17 protein-coding genes are annotated in these 22,329 nt (G+C 70.6%); 10 read left to right on the top strand and 7 right to left on the bottom strand.

The window, feature by feature from the left end; genetic code table 11:
- Window positions 1-125 precede the first annotated feature (125 nt).
- The 5 genes from hemE to BZB76_RS11670 all read left to right on the top strand — a co-directional run bounded on the left by hemE (window position 126) and on the right by BZB76_RS11670 (window position 5,470).
- On the top strand, window positions 126-1,217 hold the full coding sequence (hemE, locus tag BZB76_RS11690; protein WP_211342949.1) for a uroporphyrinogen decarboxylase: 1,092 nt from the start codon (window positions 126-128) through the stop codon (window positions 1,215-1,217).
- Window positions 1,214-2,158: an oxygen-dependent coproporphyrinogen oxidase gene (hemF, locus tag BZB76_RS11685; RefSeq protein ID WP_121434277.1), complete on the top strand. Its 945-nt coding sequence runs from the start codon at window positions 1,214-1,216 to the stop codon at window positions 2,156-2,158. The genes hemE and hemF overlap by 4 nt, the downstream gene beginning before the upstream one ends.
- 144 nt (window positions 2,159-2,302) lie before the next feature.
- Entirely contained in the window at window positions 2,303-4,450 is a 2,148-nt protein-coding gene (locus BZB76_RS11680) for an MMPL family transporter (protein WP_246006923.1), read from the top strand.
- Window positions 4,447-4,785 carry a PadR family transcriptional regulator gene (locus BZB76_RS11675; RefSeq protein WP_121434275.1) on the top strand — a complete coding sequence of 113 codons (339 nt, stop codon included), beginning with the start codon at window positions 4,447-4,449 and terminating at the stop codon, window positions 4,783-4,785. The genes BZB76_RS11680 and BZB76_RS11675 overlap by 4 nt, the downstream gene beginning before the upstream one ends.
- Window positions 4,760-5,470 (top strand): permease prefix domain 1-containing protein, encoded by a 711-nt coding sequence (locus BZB76_RS11670; protein ID WP_121434274.1) that lies wholly within the window; start codon window positions 4,760-4,762, stop codon window positions 5,468-5,470. Before BZB76_RS11675 ends, BZB76_RS11670 begins: the two co-directional genes overlap by 26 nt.
- Window positions 5,471-5,578: 108 nt before the next feature.
- Here the strand turns inward: BZB76_RS11670 and BZB76_RS11665 are convergent, their stop codons facing one another.
- The 6 genes from BZB76_RS11665 to BZB76_RS11640 all read right to left on the bottom strand — a co-directional run bounded on the left by BZB76_RS11665 (window position 5,579) and on the right by BZB76_RS11640 (window position 14,509).
- Window positions 5,579-6,049, bottom strand: a complete 471-nt coding sequence (locus BZB76_RS11665; RefSeq protein WP_121434273.1) for a cupin domain-containing protein — start codon at window positions 6,047-6,049, stop codon at window positions 5,579-5,581.
- A gap of 131 nt (window positions 6,050-6,180) precedes the next feature.
- Window positions 6,181-7,179 carry an aldo/keto reductase gene (locus BZB76_RS11660; RefSeq protein ID WP_246006884.1) on the bottom strand — a complete coding sequence of 333 codons (999 nt, stop codon included), beginning with the start codon at window positions 7,177-7,179 and terminating at the stop codon, window positions 6,181-6,183.
- A gap of 2 nt (window positions 7,180-7,181) precedes the next feature.
- Window positions 7,182-8,933, bottom strand: coding sequence for a CocE/NonD family hydrolase (locus BZB76_RS11655; protein WP_121434272.1), 1,752 nt, complete (start codon window positions 8,931-8,933; stop codon window positions 7,182-7,184).
- The gene (locus BZB76_RS11650; protein WP_121434271.1) at window positions 8,926-11,505 is read right to left on the bottom strand and encodes a N,N-dimethylformamidase beta subunit family domain-containing protein; all 2,580 of its coding nucleotides are present in this window, start codon (window positions 11,503-11,505) and stop codon (window positions 8,926-8,928) included. Before BZB76_RS11650 ends, BZB76_RS11655 begins: the two co-directional genes overlap by 8 nt.
- Window positions 11,506-11,563: 58 nt before the next feature.
- Entirely contained in the window at window positions 11,564-12,541 is a 978-nt protein-coding gene (locus BZB76_RS11645; RefSeq protein ID WP_121434270.1) for a helix-turn-helix domain-containing protein, read from the bottom strand.
- A gap of 18 nt (window positions 12,542-12,559) precedes the next feature.
- Window positions 12,560-14,509: an ABC transporter ATP-binding protein gene (locus BZB76_RS11640; RefSeq protein WP_121434269.1), complete on the bottom strand. Its 1,950-nt coding sequence runs from the start codon at window positions 14,507-14,509 to the stop codon at window positions 12,560-12,562.
- A 256-nt stretch (window positions 14,510-14,765) separates the two neighbouring features.
- Here BZB76_RS11640 and BZB76_RS11635 point away from each other — a divergent pair, with 256 nt between their 5' ends.
- The 3 genes from BZB76_RS11635 to BZB76_RS11625 are packed head-to-tail and all read left to right on the top strand — an operon-like array spanning window position 14,766 to window position 18,271.
- Entirely contained in the window at window positions 14,766-16,409 is a 1,644-nt protein-coding gene (locus BZB76_RS11635) for an ABC transporter substrate-binding protein (RefSeq protein ID WP_121434268.1), read from the top strand.
- A gap of 6 nt (window positions 16,410-16,415) precedes the next feature.
- Window positions 16,416-17,360 (top strand): ABC transporter permease, encoded by a 945-nt coding sequence (locus BZB76_RS11630; protein WP_121434267.1) that lies wholly within the window; start codon window positions 16,416-16,418, stop codon window positions 17,358-17,360.
- Window positions 17,357-18,271 carry an ABC transporter permease gene (locus BZB76_RS11625; protein WP_211342948.1) on the top strand — a complete coding sequence of 305 codons (915 nt, stop codon included), beginning with the start codon at window positions 17,357-17,359 and terminating at the stop codon, window positions 18,269-18,271. The genes BZB76_RS11630 and BZB76_RS11625 overlap by 4 nt, the downstream gene beginning before the upstream one ends.
- 6 nt (window positions 18,272-18,277) lie before the next feature.
- Here the strand turns inward: BZB76_RS11625 and bioB are convergent, their stop codons facing one another.
- Entirely contained in the window at window positions 18,278-19,411 is a 1,134-nt protein-coding gene (gene bioB, locus BZB76_RS11620) for a biotin synthase BioB (RefSeq protein ID WP_211342947.1), read from the bottom strand.
- Between the two features lie 213 nt (window positions 19,412-19,624).
- On the opposite strand from bioB, the gene BZB76_RS11615 reads away from it, so the two are divergent.
- The gene (locus tag BZB76_RS11615; protein ID WP_121434265.1) at window positions 19,625-20,791 is read left to right on the top strand and encodes a serine hydrolase domain-containing protein; all 1,167 of its coding nucleotides are present in this window, start codon (window positions 19,625-19,627) and stop codon (window positions 20,789-20,791) included.
- A 207-nt stretch (window positions 20,792-20,998) separates the two neighbouring features.
- The gene (locus tag BZB76_RS11610; RefSeq protein WP_121434264.1) at window positions 20,999-22,264 is read left to right on the top strand and encodes an RNA polymerase sigma factor; all 1,266 of its coding nucleotides are present in this window, start codon (window positions 20,999-21,001) and stop codon (window positions 22,262-22,264) included.
- Window positions 22,265-22,329: the final 65 nt, after the last annotated feature.

Here is a 22,329-nt window from a genome sequence, read left to right as displayed (position 1 = left end):
GCCGTAGTCGCCCGCGGTCCCCGTACTAAAGGGGACTAAGTGCGGTAATGCGATGCGCCGTATGGATTCCGCATCGGCGCGCTTGTTAGCGTCGCGACGATCCAACGGAATTCCTGGAGGGCCGGGTGACCACCACCGAACAGGCGACGAGCGTCTTTCTGGACGCGGCCCGCGGCGCGTCCACGCCGCGGGCGCCGATCTGGCTCATGCGGCAGGCCGGGCGCTACCTGCCGGAGTACCGGGCGTTGAAGGAGCGCCACTCGTTCTGGGAGATGTGCCGCACCCCCGAGATCGCCGCGGAGGTGACCGTCCAGCCGCTGCGGCGGTTCCCGCTGGACGCCGCGATCATCTTCAGCGACATCATGACGCCGCTGCCGCCGATGGGCGTGCCGGTCGACTTCGCGCCGGGGCCGGTGATCCGGACGCCGGTCCGTACGGCCGAGGACGTCGCGCGGCTGGCCGTTCCGCCGGGCGCCGAGCTGGCGCCCTTCGTCGGGGAGGCGATCCGGCTGGTCCGCGAGCGGATTCCGGTCCCGGTGATCGGGTTCGCGGGAGCCCCGTTGACCGTCGCCGGGTACGCGGTGCAGGGCGCCGGTTCCGCCGACTACGCCGAGTTCCGGTCGTGGCTGCGCCGGGAGCCGCTCGCCGCGCACGGGCTGCTGGACAAGCTCGCCGCCGTCACGGCCGCGTACCTGCGGGAACAGATCGCCGCCGGGGCCGGGGCGGTGCAGCTCTTCGACAGCTGGGCGGGCATCCACGACCGCCGGGTCTACGCGACGTTCGGGATGCCGTACGCGCGGCGCGTCCTCGACGAACTCGCCGACACCGGCGTTCCCCGCATCTACCTGGCCGTCGGCGCCTCGCACCTGTACCCGCAGATCGCGCGGCTGCCCGCCGAGGTCATCAGCGTCGACTGGCGGCAGCCCCTGGACGTGAGCCGCGCCGCGCTTCCGGGCAAGGCGTTGCAGGGCAACCTCGACCCGACCGTGATGCTCACCGACCGGGAGACCGTCCTCGCCGCCGGACGCCAGGTCCTGCGCGACGGGCTCGGCGGCGCCCACATCTTCAACCTCGGTCACGGCGTCCTGCCGGGCACGCCACCCGACAACGTCGCCCGCCTCGTGGATCTCGTTCACGAGTTCCCCCGCGACACCGACACCGCCACGCACGAGGAAGCGGACGCGGAAGGGAAGGACGGAGAGGACGAGGAGCGATGAGTCACGCGGGACCCGCGCACGCGGAGACGATCGCGAAGGCGCTGCGCGAGCACCAGGACCGTCTGGTCGCCGCCTTCGAGGAACAGGACGGCATGGGACGCTTCCTGACCTCGGAATGGACGCGCCCGAACCTGGGCGGCGGGCGGGCCAGGATTTTGGAGCAGGGGCGCGTGTTCGAACGCGCCGGTGTGAACGTGTCCCTGGTCGCGGGCTCGAACGTGCCGTCCGCGGTCAGCCGGTCGCGGCCCCGGCTGGCCGACAAGCCGTTCCGGGCGACCGGGATCTCGATGGTCCTGCATCCGCTGAACCCGTACGCGCCGTCGTTCCACGCCAACTTCCGCTATTTCGAGATCGACGGCGAGGAATGGTGGTTCGGCGGCGGAATGGATCTCACTCCGATGTACGGGTTCGAGGAGGACGCCGTCCACTTCCACCGTTCGCTCAAGAAGTGGTGCGGGCGGCACGAGATCGCCCGGTATCCGGAATGGAAGGCCGCGTGCGACGAGTATTTCTACATCAAGCACCGGGCGGAGATGCGCGGCATCGGCGGCATCTTCTTCGATCGGATCACCGACGGGGCGCCGGACGGGCCGCTCAGGTACCTTCCCTTCGTCGAGGACGGGCTGCGGACCATCCTCGACGCCTACCTTCCGATCGTCCGGCGCCGTTCGGTCATGACGTACGGCGAGCGCGAACGGGCGTGGCAACTGGCCCGGCGGGGCCGGTACGCGGAGTTCAACCTCGTCTACGACCGCGGCACGCTGTTCGGCCTCCAGACCAAGGCGAACATCGAGGCGGTGCTGATGTCGATGCCGCCGCTGGCGCGCTGGGGCTTCGAGATCAAGCCGCCGCCGGGCAGTCCGGAGAGCGATGTCGCGCGGTTCCTGCAACCACATGACTGGGCGGAGCGGGAGGCTCCGTCCCTGATGCAGACCGGCTGATCGTTCGAGTCGTCCGAGCAAGGTTTCCATGCACTCGTTCCGCGATGTGTAGACACGCTATATATGCGTCTCCTATACATACACCCTTTACCTGTAGTAGTACTACAGCCCGTAGTACCAGACTGTGGTGGAGGTGTGCGGACGATGCTCGAACGGCTCGGGCGCTGGTGTCACCGACGACGCAAGACCGTGGTCGTCTCCTGGATCCTGCTCGCGTTCACGCTGGTGAGCGTCGGAGGCATGGTCAAACCCGACTTCGACTCCGAGTTCGCGCTCCGGGACGCCGACTCCCAGCGCGCCTACGAGGTGCTCGCCGAGCACTTCCCCGACCGGTCCACGGGCATGGGAGAGATCGTCTTCCATGCCCCATCCGGGCTCGCCGACCCCACCGTGCGGTCGCGGGTGGAGCGGATCGTCCGCGACTTCGGCGCCGCCGACCCCACGGTGACCGGCGTCGTCAGCCCGTTCGACGAGGCCGGAGGTGGAACGACCAGCGTCGACGGACGCACCGGACGGGCCCAGATCTGGTTCTCCACCGCGCGCACCGAGGTACCGGACGAGGTGCGCGACGAACTCAGGGCCCGCGCGGCCGAGCAGAACGGTAACGGGCTCCAGGTCGAACTGTCCGGCACGATGTTCGCCCCCGTACCGGACACCTCGCTGAGCGAGACCGTGGGCCTCACCGCCGCCGTCGTCATCCTGCTGGTGGCCTTCGGCTCCCTGCTGATCGTCGGCATGCCGCTCCTCACCGCCCTGGTCGGCCTGTTCGGCTCCCTCGGGCTGGTCATGCTGCTGACCAAGGTCATGGAGGTGCCCGACTTCACGATGTCGGTGGCCATCATGATCGTCCTCGGGGTGGGGGTGGACTACGCGCTGTTCCTCGTCACCCGCTACCGGACCGCCCTGCGGGCGGGCCGCGTTCCCGAGGAGGCCGCGGGCGAGGCCACCGCCACCGCGGGCCGCGCCGTGCTGTTCGCGGGCGTCACGGTGATCATCTCGCTGATGGGCATGCTCTTCATGGGCGTCGGCTTCGTGCACGGGCTGGCCCTCGGCTGCGCGCTGGGCGTACTGATCACCATGATCGTCGCGGTCACGCTCGTTCCCGCCCTGCTCGGCCTGTTCGGGGAGCGGCGGCTGCGGCGGTGGGCCGACCGCCGCGACGGTTCCGGCGCGGGCTGGGTGCGCTGGAACGGGTTCGTCCAGCGCCGCGCGGCCGTGCTCGTCGTGCTCGGCGTCGTCGTCACCGGCGCGGTGGCCCTGCCCGCCCTGGCCATGCGGCTCGGCAGCAACGACGCGGGCAACCTGCCGACGTCCGACACCACCCGGCGGGCGCACGACCTCAAACAGGCGGCGTTCGGCCTCGGCTCCACCGCGCCCCTCACGGTCGCCGCCGAACTCGACGGGACGGACCCGCGCGCCCTCGACCCCGTCGTGCGGCGCCTGGCGGCCACCCCCGGCGTCGACGCCGTGAGCCGGCCCGTGACGAGCGCGGACGGCCGGGCCGTGATGTTCACGGTGAAGCCGGACACCGCCGCCCAGGACCCCGAGACCGCCGCCCTCGTGCGGGAGGTGCGCGAGGAGATCCTGCCCTGGGCGGCCGCGAGCACCGGGGCACGGCTCCATGTCGGCGGGGTGACCGCCACCTTCGAGGACCTCGCCGACCGGATGGCCTCCCGGCTCGCGGTCTTCGTGGCCGCCGTCCTCGGCCTGTCGTTCGTCCTGCTGATCCTGGTGTTCCGATCGGTCGTCGTGCCCGTGCTCGCGGTCGCGCTCACCGTGCTGTCGCTCGGCGCCGCGTACGGGGTGCTGGTCGCGGTGTTCCAGTGGGGATGGGCCATGAGCCTGTTCGGCCTCGGACGCACCGGGCCGCTGGAGAGCTACACGCCGATGACGCTGATGGCGCTCCTGTTCGGCCTGAGCATGGACTACCAGATGTTCCTGCTCTCCCGGATCAAGGAGGCGGCCGGGACGGCGCGGGACGCCCGCGACGCCGTCACCGAGGGGCTGCGCGCGTCCGGCCGGGTGATCCTCGCCGCCGCGCTCATCATGGCCGCCGTCTTCGGCGGCTTCACACTGTCGCCCGACCGCATCATGAAGCAGTTCGGCCTCGGGCTGGCCGTCGCCATCCTGGTCCAGGCGGTTCTGGTGCTGACCGTGGCACCGGCCGTGCTGGGCGCCCTCGGCTCCCGCGCGTGGTGGCTGCCCCGAGCCCTGCGCCGGCTTCCGGACCTGCACGTCGAGGGCACGAGGAAGCCGGTCCCCGAGGAGGCGCCGGTAGACTCGCTCGCGTGAAGCCGCATGCGGTGCGCGGACATCTCGACGCCATGATCCTGGCCGTGATCGAACACGAACCCCGGCACGGCTACGCGATCATGGAGGCGCTGCACCGGCGTAGCGGCGGAGTGGTGGACCTCCCCGCGGGCACGATCTATCCGGCGTTGCGGCGGCTGGAGCGCGTCGGCCATGTCCGGAGCGCGTGGAGCAACGTGGCGGGACGCGACCGCCGCACCTACACGCTCACGTCCGAAGGCCGCAGGGCGCTGGCGAAGGAACGCGAGTCGTGGCGTTCCCTCGCGGGCGCCATGGAGGGCATTCTCGGCAATGAACTCCGAACCCGGCCGACCTGAGCCGCGCCGCGCGGTCGCCGGGGACGACGCTCCGTCGATCGACGGTTATCTCCTGGAATTGCGCGACCGGCTCACCGGGCCGGGCCGCGTCAAGGACGAACTGCTGCGGGAGGCCGGCGACGGTCTCGCGGACGCCGCCGAGGCGTACCGGCTCGGCGGCCGTCCCGCCGGGGAGGCGGAGCGCCTGGCCGTCGCCGACTTCGGTGGCCTGGACGTCGTCTCCGCGGAGTTCCAGGAGGAACTCGACGTCGTCCAGGGGCGCAGGACCGCGTTGCACGCCTCGGCCGGTCTTCCGCTGCTGCTCGTCGTGTGGCGGCTCGCGCACTGGACGACGCACTGGCCCGCGATCGAACCCGCGTGGGCGGACGTGATCAGGGCGCTCGGTCACGGCGCCGACGCCGTCAACCTCGTCGCGATCGGCGTGGTGTGGTACGTCCGGCTGATCGTCGACCGTCACCCGCGCCCGTTCCGGCGGCCGTCACGTGGTCGCCGGCTGCTGGGGGTGTTCGTGCTGGCCGCGCTCGGCTGCTACACGGCGGCCATGACATTGATCGCCGCCACCACGGCCCGGGTCTCCTGGGAGCCGCTCCTCGCTCCCGCCGTGGCCGCGGCGACCGTGGTGACCGTGACGCTGTGTCTCCTGCTCGCCGTCTCGGCTCGCCGATGCCTCGTCCGATCCCGCTGAGCAACGGTCAGCGAGGCGAGACGCGGCGCCTGGCCGGTGGAGTCCCGGCCGCCGCCCTCCCCGCGAAAATTCGGGGCGACGGCCGGGAGGCCGTTGGGTGCCGCCGGGCTACGTGTGCGCCGGACGAGGCATGTTCTCGTCCGACGAGTACGTCGGGCTCAGCGACAGCGAGATGAACGTGAAGGGCCTGTTGACGTAGTTGAACCCGAGCGGACAGTGCCTGATCCCGGCGGGGATGTACACCGCGCCGGTGGTGGTGACGGTGTGCCGCTCGCCCTCGATGTCGAGGTACAACTCGGCGCCCAGATCGTGGACGTCGTCAGGGTCGTTGCCCATCCACATCAGCACCTCGTCGTAGGTGTGCTGATGGTCGTTCACCCAGTGGATCTTGCTGGACGTGGGGTTGATCCAGCTGTAGGCCATGTGGACCTGGCTGGCCTCGACGTCGGCGCCGCGCATCAGGCCGAACGGGAGGCCGATGTTCGCCGGGCGCTCTCCGCCCGCGGCGGCGCCCTCGTTCACGAGGTCGTCGCCGCACTCGAGCATCTCCGTGATGAACAGGTGGTCGTACTTGCCCATGCCTCTCCTCGATCTACGGACCGAACGGGTGGCGCCTCGCCTACCCGACCGTTACTGACAAGTCTTCTGGGAGTGCGCTTTTGCGGTAAGGCACTGGTGACAGCGGCCCTGTCACTCGTCCCGGCGCCCTGTCACTCGTTTCGAGCGCCGGGTGTGACAGGGCCGCCGCCCGCGCCCGTGGTCTCGACCGCCGCCGCCAGCTCGGCCAGGTCCTCGCCGGTGAGGCGCAGCGCCGCGGCCTCGGGCCAGCCGTCCGCCTGGGCGGGCGTGCGGGCGCCGACGATCGCGGCGGTGACACCGGGCCAGGCCAGCGTCCAGGCGATCGCGACCGCGTCGACGGACACGCCGTGCCGGGCCGCCACCGGGCGCAGGGCGTCCTGGAGGGCGAGGTTGCGGTCGAGCGCGGGTTGCCTGAAGGCGGCGGCGCGGGACCGCCAGTCGCCGTCCGGCAACCGCTCGGCGCGTTCCCGCGTGAACGACCCGGACAGCAACCCGGACGCCAGCGGGCTGTAGACGATGACCCCGGCGCCGTGATCCGCGCACCAGGGGATGACGTCCGCGGCGGCCTCCCGGCGCAGCAGCGACAGCGGCGGTTGCAGGGACTCGACGGGACCGAGGACCGCGCAGCGGTCCAGAAGCGCGACGTCGAAGTTGGAGACGCCCGCGGCGCGGACCTTTCCGGCTTCGACGAGTTCCAGCATCGCGCCCCAGGAGTCCTCGATCGGGACGTCCGGGTCGGGGTCGTGGATCTGGTACAGGTCGATGTGGTCGAGGCCGAGTCGTCGTAGCGAGTCGTCGCACTGCTGCTTGATCGACTCGGGCCGCAGGTCGTTGCTCTCCACGCCGTTCTCGTCCCAGACGAGTCCGCACTTGGTGAAGACCAGCGGACGGTCGGCGGCGGGCAGCTCCGCGAGTGCCCGCCCCACGACCTTCTCGGAGTGGCCGAAGCCGTAGACGGCGGCGGTGTCGACCCAGTTCACGCCGAGGGCGACGGCGTGGTGGATCGCGGCGACGGACTCGTCGTCGGACTGCGCGCCCCAGCCCATGAGCCCCGGTCCCCCGACGGCCCAACTGCCGAACCCGATGACGGTGATGTCCATGCCGGTCTTGCCGAACGGCCTGGTGCGCATGGTCAGGACTCCCTCTTGTACGGGGTCGCCGCGCCTTCCGGGACGACCGGAAGCTCCACGCGCGACAGGTACGGGCCGTCGTGGTGGACGGTCTGCAACGCGCTCACCACGCGGTCCGAACGGCCGGCCGGTTCACCGGTGTTGGGGTTGCGGTCGAAGTGCGGGAAGTTGCTGCTCGACACCTCCAGCCGGATGCGGTGCCCCGGCAGGAAGACGTTGCTGGTCGCGCCGAGATCGATCCGGTACTCCACGACGTCGCCCGGCGTGACCGGACGCGGCTCCCGGGTGGAGTCGCGGTAGGAGGCCCGGATGATGCCGTCGGTGAGGTTGCGCGCGTACCCGCACGGTTCGACATCGACGAGTTTGGCGGTCCAGTCGGTGTCGGGTGCGGACGTGCTCGCGTGCAGGACGACGCTGACCGGCCCGGTGACCTCCAGCGGCTCGGTCAGCGGCTCCGAGGTGTAGACGAGCACGTCCTCGCGGGCCTCGATCGGCCGCTGGTCGAAGACCCCGGCGCGGGAGTGGACGGAGTTGCAGCACAGGGCGCCGCCGAGCGTCGGCACCGGGTTGAGCGGGTTGTAGAGGAAGGTGTCGGGCTGCTGACCGTCCGGCTTGTCGCGGCGCAGCACGCCGTCGCCGTCGAGGGTGTTGGCTCGGCCGCGGCTGTGCAGGTACCAGTCCTGGAACTCGGTGCCGGGCAGCGGCCAGGAGTCGGCGACGCGCCATTCGGCCGCGCCCATGGTGTACAGCAGGACGGGCGGTTCGTCGGCCATACCGGTGTCGGCGTCCCGCAGCCACGTGTCGAACCAGCGCAGTTGCAGGCCGTCGGCGTCGATGGCGGGGCCGGTCGAGCGCCCGCCGAAGTTCCATTCGCCGACCGGGTTGCCGGAGAACAGTCCTTCGTGCGGCCACGGCCCGACCAGCAGCCGCTGCCGTGACCGGACCGGGTCCCGGCCCTGTTCGCGCAGGCCGGTGAAGTTGGCGAGCGTCCCGACGAGGAACGTGTCGTACCAGCCGCCCATGTTGAACGCGGCCACGTCCATGTCGGGGAAGGCGCGGGACACGTCGATTCGTTCCCAGTACTCGTCGTACGCGGGGTGGTCCAGCCAGTCCCGGTAGTAGGACGCGACGCGTTCGAGATAGGGGTGGTCGTCGAGGGGCAGCCGCAGCGCGCTTCCGGGCAGGTCGTCGAGGGCGTCGGTGATGCCGCCGCGGATCGACGCGAAGTTCGGGTCGCGGGCCGCGTTGTGCGCCGCGAGTGACAGCGTCCAGCCCAGGCTGAAGCCGAGTTGGAACGCGCCGCCTCGGTACACCCAGCCGTGGTGGTAGTCGGCGGCGGTCACGTTCGGCGCGATGGCCTTCAGTGCCGGATGCCCCGACATGGCGGCCTGCCACTGAGTGACACCGTCGTACGAGCCGCCGAACATTCCGACGCCGCCGTCGCACCACGATTGGCCGGCGACCCAGTCGATGGTGTCGTACCCGTCCTCGCGTTCGTGGAAGAACGGGGTGAACTTGCCCCCGGAGGCGCCGCGTCCGCGCGTGTCCTGGAAGACGACGGCGTATCCGGCGGACGCGGCCCGCATGGCGAACGTGCCGTACATGCCGAGGCCGGTGCGGTCGTAGGGGGTGCGGAAGATCAGCGCGGGGCAGCGCTGCCCGGCGGGCCGGTACACGTCGGCACGCAGGACGGTGCCGTCGCGCATCGGGACCGGGACCATCCGGTCGACGGTGATGCTGTGGATTTCAGTCATGGGCGGCCAACCAATGCTCGATGACGTTTCGGGTGAGTCGGGAGACGCCGTTGTCGTAGCCGTTCGCGGACAGCCCGCCGATGTAGGCGATCGATCCGGCGGAGAAGACCGAGCCGCCGCCGCGGGTGCGGAAGTACACGATGTCCGACCGCACGCCGGGGTGTTCGGTGGCGCCCTGCCCGGGATTGGTGCCGCCGAGTTCCTCGACGGCGAACTGGTAGCCGTCGCCGATCCCTTCGGAGGTGGCGATCACCAGCGCGTTCGGTGGGCTGCCGAGGGACGGCTCGTACCGGTCGATCTCGCCGCCGGCCGCGCCGCCGCCGTCCAGACCGGCGTCGCCGAACACGTCGGGGACCCCGTCGACCAGCCGCTTGGCCGTGTCGTCGTCGAGGTCCGGGCCGAGCCGGTAGTGCCCGGACGGCACGCCGCCCTGGGCGCTGAAGCCGACCCCGAACAGCTTCTGCGGGGCGCGGTTGCGGTTGACCCACAGCCCGCCGCGTTCGCCGGTGGTGGCGTGGTGGTACTCACCGGGGCGGGCCTGCCAGCTCCGGGTGCCGCCCTCGCCGCGCCGCAACTCCATCACGTGCGGCAGTTCCGGGTGGAACGACACGATCCAGTAGTAGCCGTTGCCGCCGAGGTAGCCGATGTTGCCGCCGCCGTCCGCGTACTGTTCGAGCGCGTCCAGCATCTGCTCGGACGCGTACTCCGGGTGCGCGCCGGTGAGCACGCCCCGGTAGCGGCGCAGCAGCTCGACCCCCTCGGCGTGCAGGTCGTGGTCGGTGATGACGTCGAAGGAGTAGCCCTGCTCGGTGAGCCAGTCGAGCACGTACAGGTCGTTGGCCAGGGTGAACGGCGACAGGTGGATGTCGAAGCCCGGCGCCAGCGTGAGGATCGGCCGCCGCCAGGACGCGTAGCAGACGCCGCTGCCGTCGGTGTGGCTCGCGTACATGGAGAGGCCGAGGTCGTAGCGGTGTTCGAGGAACGCCGTGCCCGGCGGGACGAGCGGCACATAGCCGAGGCCGCGTTCGTTCGAGTAGGCCAGGTAGGTGGCGGTGGGCATCAGCAACGCCAGGTCTCCGGTGGCCTGCCCACGGGGTGGCCGGACGAAGAACGGAACGGAGCGTTCGCAGGAGCCGTCGGCGGCCGTGATCTTCAGCGCGTACACGCCGCTGCGCAGGTCATCGGGCACGGTCAGCTCGTGGGACGGCGCCCAGTCCACGTCGGTGACGGCGTCGTCGTGGAAGTGGACGGCGCCGTAGCCGCGCGGGTCGACGGCGTAGTGTTCGGCCCGTCCGGTGAAGTGGCGTCCGGTCACCCCGCGCACCGGCAGGTTGACGAGACGCCCGTCCAGGCCGGGGTGCCCAAGGCACGGCACGGTGAGGGACGCGGCGTTGCCGCTGCCCTCCGGCGGGCCGAACCACCAGCGCAGCGGCGCCTCGTGCTCGTCCACCGCGATGAGCAGCGCCTCCCGGGTGAGCGGATACGGCCACAGACCGGGACTTTCGATCTTGCCGTTGAAATGGCCCTCCTCGGGGGTGAGGGTGCCGAACAGCAGCTCGCCGCCCGTCGCCGGGGCCATCTCCAGGTCGAACCGGTGCCGCGCGACCCGCGGCCGGTCGTCCACGACGATCGGGCTCACCCGGCTGTTGACGCTGGTGACGAGCGGTCGGGCGACGAGTGTCGCCTGCCGGGTCGCCGGGTCGTAGCTCGCGCCGACGCCCCACCACAGGTGCGGGTCGAGCGGCTCGTCGAGACGGGCCGCCTCCTCGGCGGTGCCGTCGCCGAGCCACAGCGTGAGGCGTCCCTCCCCGTCCAGGCCGAGGGCGTGGCCGCGCGGGCCGTCGCCCCAGCGGGCCACGATCGCCTGCCGCGCGCCGGTGACGATCGTGGGGTGGACGGCGGCGGCGATGGTGAAGCCGGCGGCGCCCCCGGTGACGCCGCCGGGGTCCGTCACGACGATGTGCGCGCCGGGCCGGATGACCTGCGCGCGTCCCCGGTGCCGTCCGCGCCACGCCCCGGGCACGACGTCGACGCGGACGCCGGGACCTTCGGGGTCGTCGTCGACGTGCCGGAGCCTGACCAGCTCGGTGGTGTACTCCTCGACGCCCTCCGCGCTGACCATGAACGTGATGTCCTCGCCGGGGGCGACGCTGACCCGGTCGGGGTAGCCGAGAAGAACCGGCTCCGTCGACACCAGGTCGGGGCCGTCGACGGTGTCCGTGGGGGCCTCGCCCCAGCCGAACACCTCGTGCAGTTCGCGGCGCAGCCGCGCCTCGCGCGCCGCGTCCAGGTCGGTGAAGCGGCGCCGGTCGGCGATCCGGAACGGCCCACCGCGCCGCGCCGGCGGGTGGACCAGCAGATATTCGGCGCCGGGGACCGCCTCGTACACGGTGGTCCGTTCACCCGGCGGGCGCCGGTCGAGGAACCGCAGGATCCAGGACATCGGTTCGCGGTTGCCGGTGTCGGGGTCACGCACCCACGCGGTGACCAGGTCGTCGGTGATCAGTGTGCGGAGCCGTGCCGCGCGGCGCTCGGCGAACCGGGCCTCGACGGCCGGAACTGTCGATTCCATGTGGTCACGCTAAGCGCGGGCGTCGTGGCCCTGACAGCTACTGGGGTCGGTGAGTGTGTCACGGAACCGAGGTCACACCTGCGCCGTTGACCGACATCGGTGACATCGGAGGCATGGCCGCCATGGACGGCGCGGACGCCAGGACCGCCCCGCCCGCGGTGGCCGCCGCCTGGCGCCGGAACTGCCCCGGGCTCGTGCCGACCTCGCGCTTGAAGAACCGGCCGAAGTAGGACGGGTTGTCGAACGACAGCCGCTTGGAGATCTGCGCGATGCTCAGATCGGTGTGCGCGAGCAGCCGTTTGGCCTCGACGGTCAGCGCCGCCCGGATGATCTCGGCGGGGGTCCTGCCGGTCGAGCGCTTCACCACGTCCGCGAGGTACTTCGGGGTGATGCCGATGCGCGCGGCGTACCCGCCGACGGTCTGCTCCTGCATGATCTCGTCGCTGACCAGGCGCAGGAACCTGCGGGCCAGCGCGGTGCGGCGGTCCTCGACGGTGCCGACCCCCGCCTCCTTGTGCGCCCGGCGCATCTCGACCAGCAGGATGTGCAGGTACGCCTGGAGCACCGAGACGTCGGCGCCCGCGGCGCGCCGGTACTCGCGGTCCATCGAGGCGAACAACCCCATGATCGGTTCGACCTGGTCGGGTTCGAGCCGGAGCGCGTGCCCGACCTCCAGCGGGTCGAGCGCGAGGAACCGGCGCGGAGACACCCGGTCGCCGTACTGGGCGGCCAGGAACTCCTCCAGGAAGACGATGATGAACCCTTCGAGCGGGGAGCGCCGTTCCCAGAACTGCACCTGGCCGGGGGCGACGAAGTACAGCGTCACCGGCGCCACCTCGTAGGGCACGAAGTCGATGACATGGGTGCCGGATCCGCGTGTCACGCACACGAGCTCGTAGAACTCGTGCCGGTGCGGGAACGACGCGTACGACCACGGCGCCAGGTCGCCGAACGAGGCGATCGCGAAACCGGGCGGCCCGGACGCGATCAACGGGTCGTCGAACTTGTGCGTCGGCAGGGGCCTTCGCTCACGCATCCTCCGTCACCTCCGTGTTCAGGACCGTGCGGCGTCCGGTGTGGCTCGGTCCTGTCGTGGCGCCAGGTCCGGACTCGCGGCCAGCAGCCGCCTGGTGTACTCGTGCCGGGGACGGGAGGCGATCTCCTCCGCGGTGCCGACCTCGATGAGGCGGCCGTCCTTCATCACCCCGACCCGGTCCGCGACCGACAGGACGAGGCTCAGGTTGTGGGAGATGAACAGGTAGGCGAGGTCGCGTTCGCGGCGCAGCTCCAAGAGCAGATTGATGACCTGCCCTTGGACGGACACGTCCAGCGCGGAGGTCGGCTCGTCCGCCACGATGAGGCGCGGCTCGGGCGCGATGGCGCGGGCGATCGCGACCCGCTGGCACTGGCCGCCGGAGATCTGGGCGGGAATCCGGTCCTTGATCGACGCGGGCAGTCCCACCTCCTCCAGCAGTTCGGCCACCCGGCGGCGCAGCGGCTCCCCGCGCAGGCCGGTCAGCTCGCGCAGCGGCTCGCCGATGATCCGTTCCACGGTGTGCCGGGGGTCGAGGGAGTTCCCCGGGTCCTGGAAGATCAGTTGCACGGTGCGGCGGAAGTCCCGGGTGCCACCGTCCACGCCCTTCGGATCGTGCCGCCATCCGGCGACGGTGATCCGACCGCTGGTCGGGTCGTCCAGGGCGGTGACGAGCTGGCCCAGCGTCGTCTTGCCGCTGCCCGACTCGCCGACCAGGCCGAAGAACTCTCCCGGACGGATCTCCAGGCTCACCCCGTCGACCGCGGCCACCTCCTCACGGCGGCGCAGCCCGAGCAGACCTCCACGACCACCGCGGGTGGTGAACGTCTTGCGCACGTCCTCGACCACCAGGACCGGCTCGGCGGTCTCCGTGGCCGGGGCGTCCGTGGCCGGGGCTTCCGTGACGGGGGCGTCGGTGGTGGGAGCGTCGGTGGCGGGAGCGTCCAGCGCGATCACCGGGCCGTCGCCGGGGTTCCAGCAGGCGACCTCGCCGCCGCCCGGCTCGTCCAGCGGGCTCAGCACGGGTTCGGTGCTGACACACCGGTCCACGGAGTGCGCACAGCGCGGCGCGAACCGGCAGCCGGGCAGCGTCTCGGCGGGCCCCGGCACCGAGCCGGAGATCGACGGCAGGTTCTCGGTGCGGCGCACCCGTGCCTGCGGGACGCACTCCACCAGCGCGCGGGTGTAGCGGTGTCGCGGCGCGCCGAGCACCTGCGCGGCCGGACCGATCTCGACGAGCCGGCCCGCGTACAGAACGGCGATCCGGTCGGCGATCTCCGCCGCGACGCCCATGTCGTGGGTGATGAACACGCAGGCCATCTGGTGCGCGCGCTGTACGTCGCGGAACAGCCGCAGGATCTCCTTCTGCGTGGTCGCGTCCAGCGCGGTGGTGGGCTCGTCGGCCAGCAGCAGGTCGGGCCCGGACATCAGGGCCATCGCGATCATCACCCGCTGCTGCATCCCGCCCGACAGCTGGTGCGGATAGCGGTTCATGATCCCCGCCGGGTCGGGGAACCCGACCTCGCCGAGCAGCTCCAGGGCGCGGGCCTCGGCCTTCTCGCGCAGTTCGCGCCGACGCGGGTCGCGGGCGGAGGTGCCCACCGGGCCGCCCGCCGGACGGTACGCCTCGACGAGCTGCGCGCCGATCCGCTGCGCCGGGTTGAGGGAGTCCATCGCCTCCTGGAACACCATGCCGATGCGCCGGCCCCGGATGGCGCGCATCTGCTCGGCGGTCAGCGCGGTGAGATCGACGTCCTCCAGCCGGACCTCGCCGGTCGTCCGGGTCGGCGTGACGAATTCCAACAGCCGGATCACCGACAGCGCGGTGACCGTCTTGCCGCTGCCGGACTCGCCGACGATGCACAGGGTCTCGCCTCGTTCCAGACTCAGCGAGAGTTCGCGAACCAGCTCCACACTGCCGTCCCCCGTGTCCACTCCGACACAGAAATCATCGATCTCAAGCAACGACATGTGTGCCATCCCTCCCGCCCGACCGGCACCGCGCACCATCCGACGGGCGCGCGCCATGAGCAGCGAAAACTCTGAGTACGGGCAAGTTTGCGCCAACCGCTACCGTGCCGACAAGGGGCGAACCGGACGAGGATTTACTGGACAGGCGAAAGTTCTCATCAGTGACAGAATCACGGAAGCTGGCGCCTACTGCGGCGGCGTGACCGCGATTACCTTTTACCGCCACGAGGCCGGACTTGGGGTGAGGAGCCCACCCATGATCAGTAACACCCCCCTCAACCAACAGCTCCCCTCACGACGGCACCGGAAGCGCCAACTTCCTCGCCGCATCCTGGCCGCCACGGCGGCCGTCCTGGTCGCCGCCGGACTGGCGTCGGCCTGCAACTCACAGGCGACGGGAACGAAGGACGGTGCCGACGGCCCGCCGGTCAAGGGCGGCAACCTCACGGTGCGCATCGCCCAGGACCCCGGTTCGCTGGACGCGGTCAAGAACACCAACGCGGGCGTCAGCTACATCAGCCACGAGGTGTTCGAACAGCTCGTGACCATCGACAAGAACTACCAGCCGCAACCCGTGCTGGCCGAGTCGTACAAGAAGAGCGACGACGGGCTGGCCTTCACCTTCACCCTGCGTCAGGGCGTCACGTTCTCCGACGGGACGCCGCTGAAGGCCGCCGACGTGGTGGCCTCGCTGAAGTACTGGGTGGAGAACGGCAGCTACGCCGGATCGCTCAAGCCGGTGCTCAAGGACGTCACCGCGAAGGACGACGCGACCGTCGAGGTCTCGCTCAAGCGGCCGTTCAACCTCATCGCGCTGATGGCCGCGAGCGCGGGTTCGGAGATCCACAAGGCCGCCGACATCGCCGCCTCCGGTCCGACGGGCATCCCCAACGAGCGGATCATCGGCACCGGCCCCTACAAGGTCAAGTCGTGGACGCGCGGGCAGCAGATCGTCCTCGAACGCAACACGAACTACAAGCCGCCGAAGGGCCCGTCCAGCGGGTACGCGGGTGCCAAGCGCGCCTTCCTGGACACGATCACCTACAAGATCGTCGCGGACGAGGACGCCGTGCTGAACGGTCTGAAGACCGGGCTGTGGGACGTCGCCGAGCCCTCGCACGACCAGTACGACCAGATCAAGAACGACGCCCAACTGAAGATCAAGGTCGAGGCGGCGGCCAACGTCCAGTACGTGGCGCTGAACCACAACTCCGGGTCGATCTTCTCCAAGGCGGAGGCCCGGGACGCCATGAACCTGCTCATCGACAAGAAGGCGATCATGGCCGCGCAGGGCGTGCCGGAACTGACCCAGCCCAGCAACGGGGCCTTCGCCACGCAGACCAACAAGAACCTGTACTCCGACGCGGGCAAGGCCAAGTGGGAGCAGAACAACCCCGAGCAGGCCAAGCAGATGTTCGCCGCCGCCGGGCTGCGTCCCGACCAGACCATCCGCATGATCACGACCGATGAGTTCCCGCAGTTCAAGGACGCGCTGCTCGTGATCCAGAACCAGCTGAAGAAGATCGGCATCAAGTCGAGCATCGAGAGCTACGACTTCGCCACGCTGATGGGCAGGAAGAACAACAAGCCGAACAGCTGGGACGTCCTCGCCCTGATGGACGACGGCAACCCGCCGGTGCCCTCGTACACCGACAACGTCAACGGCCTCGACAACTCCGGCTACCCGCGTGACAAGCTCGCGCCGCTGCTGGAGGCCTACGACCGGGCCACGACACCGGAGGAGGCCAAGCGGGCGGTGGACGCGATCCAGGGCTTCACCAGCCAGAACCTGCCGACCATCACCCTCTACATGGCGAAGAACTATGTCGCGCACCGGCCGAACGTCGGTGGCTACGACGGCTGGGGCATGGAGTTCGCCGACGTGTGGATCAAGAAGTAGGCGGCCATGGTCCTCGTCATCCTGCGTCGACTGCGTGACCTGGTACTGGTGCTGTTCGTCGTCGGCACGACCCTGTTCTTCCTGCTGCGGTCGATCCCCGGCGACCCGGCCCAGGTGCTGCTCGGCACCAAGGCCTCGCCGGAACAACTCGAACGTCTGCGGGCGGACCTCGGGCTCACCGGACCGAAGTACGAGCAGTATCTGAACTGGCTGGGCAACGTCGTCACCGGTGACTTCGGCACATCGATCCACTACCAGCAACCGGTGCTCCAGGTGATCGGGGACCATATCGCGCCGACACTGACGCTGGCCGTGACGAGCACCGCGATCAGCTTCGTGCTGACCGTGCTGATCGTCAGCTGGGCCGCGGTGTCGCCGCACAACTGGGCCGCCCGGTTCGTGAACCGGGCGACCCAGTTCGGCCTCGCCCTGCCGGAGTTCTGGCTGGCCCTGCTGGTCGTGTACGTGTTCGCGCTGAACCTCGGGTGGTTCCCGACCAGCGGTTACACGCCGTTCTTCGCCGATCCGGTCGCGGCCGTCCCGCAACTCGTCCTCCCGGTGGCGGTGCTCGTCATCGGCCAGACGGCGTTCTTCACCATCACGATGGAGGAGGGCGTGCTCGGTGAGCTGAGCCAGCCGTACCTGCGCACCGCGCGGGCGAAGGGCGTCACCGAGCGGCGGATCGCCATCCTGCACGTGCTGCCCAACGCGATGCTGCCGGTGCTGACCACGGTGGGGCTCAACTTCGCCTCGCTGATCGGCGGGGTGGTCGTCATCGAGAGCATCTTCGTCATCCCCGGGCTCGGCACGACGCTGCTCGGCGCCGTGTACGCCCGCGACTTCCCGCTCATCCAGGGGGTGGTCATGTTCATCGCGTTCCTGTTCGTCGCGGTCAACCTGCTGGTGGACCTCACCTATTCGCTGGTCAACCCGAAGGTGCGTGTCGCGTGACGGCGACCCTCGTGAAGAAGGCCGGGGCGCCGCCACGGCGGCGTCCCCTCGCGCCGGTCGCGTCCTTCGCCCGGCACAACAAGACGCTCGTCGTCGCCGGAACCCTGCTCGTGTCGATCACCGTGCTGGTGCTGCTACTGCCGCTGGCGCTGACCGACCCGAACGCCACGGACCCGGCGCGGCGGCTGCTGTCACCGTCGCTGGACCATCCCATGGGCACCGACAAGTTCGGTCGGGACCTGTTCGCCCGGTGGGCGGCGGCGGGACGGGTGTCGATCGGCATGACCCTGCTGATCACGCTGTGCGCGGCGAGTCTCGGCACGTTCATCGGGCTGGTGGCGGGCTACTTCGTCCGCTTCGGCTCGGTGATCATGCGGATCGTGGACGCGTGGATGGCGTTCCCGTCCATCATCCTGGCGATCGTGTTCGCGGTCGTCATCGGACCGGGCATGCTCAGCGAACTGCTCGCCGTGACGATCATCTTCACGCCCTACACGGCGCGCATCATCCGCAGCCGCACGTTGAGCCTGGCCACCCGCACGTACGTGAAGGCGGCACGGGTGTCCGGGATGGGGCCCTGGAAGACGCTGGCGGTGCACGTTCTGCCGAACACGCTGCCGCTCGCCGTCGTCCAGTGCGTCCTGCTGTCGGCGGGCACGATGCTGATCGACGGGACGCTGAGCTTCCTCGGGCTCGGCATCTCACCGCCCACCGCGACCTGGGGGAACATGGTCGCGGACGGGCGCACGTACCTACAGGAGCATCCGACGATGGTGCTGTTCCCCGGCCTGTCCATCGCGATCTTCGTGTTCCTGCTGAACGTGGCGGGCGGCAGCCTGCGCGCGTTCGTCGACCCCCGGGCCCGGCTGCTGCTCACGCAGCAGCGGCGGCGCCGGAAGGTCAGGGCGTAACACCCGTCAGGTGTTGGCCGGCAGCGAGGAGCCCGGGCCCCGCCTGCGCAGCGCGACGAGGTCGTGCCGCGCGGCGGGGCCCGCGCCGTCGTCGCCGCGCCCGGCGTCCCCGGCCTCCCCGGCCTCCCCGGTCTCGCCGGTCTCCTCGGCGCCTTCGACGACGAACCCCGCGTCGGCGATCATCGCGAGGTCGCGCTCGCCCGGCTGGCCCTCGCTGGTGAGGTAGTCGCCGAGGAAGATGGCGTTGGCCAGGTGCAGGGCCAGCGGCTGGAGCCCGCGCAGATGGATCTCGCGCCCCCCGGCCACCCGGACCTCGCCGTCGGGAAACAGGAACCTGAACATCGCCAGGATGCGCAGGCAGCGCAGCGGGGTCAGCTCCCACCGTCCCGCCATCGGCGTGCCCTCGAAGGGGATCAGGAAGTTGACGGGCACCGAGTCGGGGTCCAGCTTCCGCAGGGCGAAGGCGACGTCCACGATGTCGTCGTCGCTCTCCCCCATCCCGAAGATCGCGCCGGAGCACGGGGAGAGTCCGCCCCGCTTGGCCTGCTCCACGGTCTGGACCCGGTCGTCGAAGGTGTGGGTCGAGCAGATGTCGCCGTAGGTCTGCTCGCTGGTGTTGAGGTTGTGGTTGTAGGCGTCCGCGCCGATCTCGCTGAGCCGCTCGGCCTGGCCCGACCTGAGCAGTCCGAGGCACACACAGACCTCGACCCGCGGCGCGGCCTCCTTGATGGCGGCGACCGTGTCGCCGATCCGGTCGATGTCGCGGTCGGACGGTCCGCGCCCGCTGGCCACCAGGCACACCCGCCGGGCGCCCGCCGCGACGGCGCGCGTCGCGTTCTCCGTCGCCTCCGCCGTGGAGATCCACGAGTACTTGAGGATCTGCGACGTCGATCCCAGCCGCTGCGAGCAGTAGCCGCAGTCCTCCGGGCACAGACCGCTCTTCATGTTGACCAGGTAGTTCAGTTTGACGCGCCGTCCGAAGAAGCGCCGCCGCACCTTGGACGCGGCCGTCACCACGTCGAGCACGTCCTCGTCGGGCGCGCGCAACACCTCCAGCAACTGCTCCCGGGTCGGACGTTCACCGGCGAGGGCCTTGCGGACCAGGGAGTCGAGCAGCGCGTCGAGCGCGGTCGTCGTCATGGCCGTCATGATCGGTCGGCGCTCGTCCCGACCACAAGGACGGCACCCGACAAATCAGCCGGGGTCGCCTTGGTGACCGGACCCGGTTCACCGGCGCGGGGGGCACGGTGTCCCCGGTGAGATGGACGCGTATTTCCCCCGGTCGAGGGACGACTCCAGGCGCCGATCTCCGTAGCGTTTCGGCGGGTGAGAGCCAACCATTTCGCACCAGGTATGAAAATCGGTATCGCGACGGTCGCCGTCATCGGCGTCGTGGCGATCGGCGGATGCGGTGAAGGCCTCCGCGTCGACGGTCGCGACGCCGCACTTCAGGGCGACGGTCGTCCGCTCGCGACGCAAACGCGGGAACCCGTCGACCGGTCCATTCGGACTTTCCTGGACGGCGCCCTGCCCGAAGGGCCCGGCGGCACTGTCGTCGCCGCCCGCGACGGCGGACTCGTGCACTGCCGGGGATTCGGCCTCGCCGACCGCGAGAAGAAGATTCCGGCGCGTTGCGACACCGTCTACGACATCATGTCGATGACCAAACAGTTCACCGCCGCCGCGGTCATGAAACTGGAGATGACGGGCCGGCTCCGGGTGTCCGACCCGATCGGCGCCCATCTCGACGGGGTTCCCGCGGACAAGCGCGGGATCACGCTGCATCACCTGCTGACGCACACGGCGGGGCTCGACGACGAGGGCGCCGGCGGCGACGACTACGACCCGGTCTCGCGCGACCGGATGCTGGAGGTCGCGCTGAGGTCCGGGCTCCGGTCCGCCCCGGGTGCCGAGTTCCACTACTCCAACCTGGGATACAGCGTTCTGGCGGCGATCATCGAGAAGGTCTCCGGCGTCGGCTACGAACGTTTCCTGGCCGAGCACCTGTTCAAGCCGTCGGGGATGACACGGACCGGGTACGTGCTGCCGCGTTGGAAGCGGGACGAGGTGGCCGTCGAGTACGACGAGCGCGGCGTCCCGCAGGGCAGGCCGTACGAGCATCCCTGGGCCGCCGACGGGCCCTACTGGTTCCTGCGCGGCAACGGTGGGCTGCTGTCCACCCCGCGCGACATGTTCCGCTGGCACCGGGCCCTGGCGGGGAACGGCGTCCTGTCCAGACGGGCCAAGCGCGAGATGTTCACGCCGCACGTGTTCGTCGGCGCCGCGGACGGTATAGAAATGCATTATGGCTACGGCTGGGGAGTGGTACGTGCCAACGGCCGCGTCATCAATGAACATGATGGCGGCAACGACTGGTCGTTCGGCGAATTCGCCCGCTTCCCCGACCATCGCGTGATGGTGTTCTGGATCAGCAATCACGCGCTTCGCGAGGGCGAATGGAACCTGGTGGAACGCAACAAGGAGCTGACGTTCGGAATCGAACGACACGCCCGCGACTGAACGTTATTCGGCCGGGCGATGTGTCGGAGATCACAGATTACGATCATCGCCTTACTCTGCGTGGAATATCACTACTCTCAGACATCATTCTCTTCTCAGCCGACATACATTGCACTAGAGTCCTGTGCCCTGGCGTGCCCCGAACGGGCCGTCCCCCTGTCCGCTCTCCAGAACGGCTGCTCCCACGGCCCCTCACGAGGAGGTCACATGCCTGGGGACCTGGAAACTCTCTATGACGCTCACGCCCACCGCCTCTACGCGCACTGCTGGTCCCTGGTCGGCGACCAGGGCGCGGCCGACGCGCTCACGAGCGTCTTCCTCGAAGCGCTGCGGCATCCGCCCCGCGGTGAGACGGTGCTGTGGCTCCACCACCTGGCCCGTACCGTCTGCTCCGAGCGCGGCGCGTTCAACCACCACGGCCACCTGGCCTTCGCCCAGTCCGCCACCGACCCGCTGCTGAACGCCGCGGGCCATCTGGCCCCCGACCACCGCGAGGCGTTGCTGCTGTACGCGGGCGAATGGCTGGAGATCCGCGACATCGCCCGGGTCCTGTGCGTCACGCCCGACGATGTGCGCAAGCTCCTGCACCAGGCGCGCACCGCGCTGGAACGCCTCGTCCTGGACGCGCTCATGCGCGGCACCGCCGAGGCCGCCAAGCACATGGACGTCATCACGGCGTTCGAGAAGGGAAGGCTCCCGCACCTGCTGGCCCGCCGGGCGCCCGCCCTGGCCCCCGCGCCGCTGCGCGACCGGGTGCTGGCCACCGCCGACCTCGACCGGGAACCCGACCCCGAGCCGATCCCCGACGAGCCCGTGGTCCCCGCCGCCCCGGACGACCTCCTCGTGGTGATCGGCCCCGACTCCGAGTTCGCCGACCGGGGACGGGACCGCGCCCGCCGCCGCAGGACCGCCCTCAAGGGCGTCGGCGGCATGGCCGGGGTGGCCGCCACCATCACGGTCGGGCTGATGATGACCTGGCCGTCCGCCGGCGAGGGTTCGCTGAACGCCCTCGGACCGTTCGACGGCAACGGCCGCACCGGCTCCGGCCCGGCGGGCGGCAGCACCCGCGCCGCGCCCGCCCCGACGGACGGCGACGCCGGCGATCCGAGCGCCGTGGCCCCGCGAGGCGGCACACAACAGGTGCTGAACCCGGCACCGGTCGTCCCGCAGGCGCCGCCGGCGAAGACCGGGGACTCCCCGACGGCGCGGCCCCCCGCCCCGGGCACCCAGCCGTCACGGGTTCCCGGCGGCGGCGGCACGCCCACCCGCCCGGAGCGGACTCCCCCGCCGATACCGACGGACGGCACCCCGACGCCCACACCGTCCACACCGGGCCCGGAGGAGACCCCTACCCCGGAGGAGCCGTTGGAGCCGCCGGAAGACGACACCAACCCGACGAGCGCCCCGTCGGAGCCCGTCATCGACACCATCGGTTCCGTCACCTCCCCGCTCTTCGGGGGGCTGGCGAGCTAGGGCCACCGAAGGCGACCGGGCCTCCCGGACGGGACGACCGTCCGAGGGGCCCGGTTTCGCTGTGG

The sequence above is a fragment of the Actinomadura pelletieri DSM 43383 genome, from assembly GCF_003634705.1.
Lineage (GTDB): Bacteria > Actinomycetota > Actinomycetes > Streptosporangiales > Streptosporangiaceae > Spirillospora > Spirillospora pelletieri.
The sequence above is the reverse complement of the archived record's forward strand: the minus strand, read 5'-3'. Positions and strand labels throughout refer to the sequence as shown.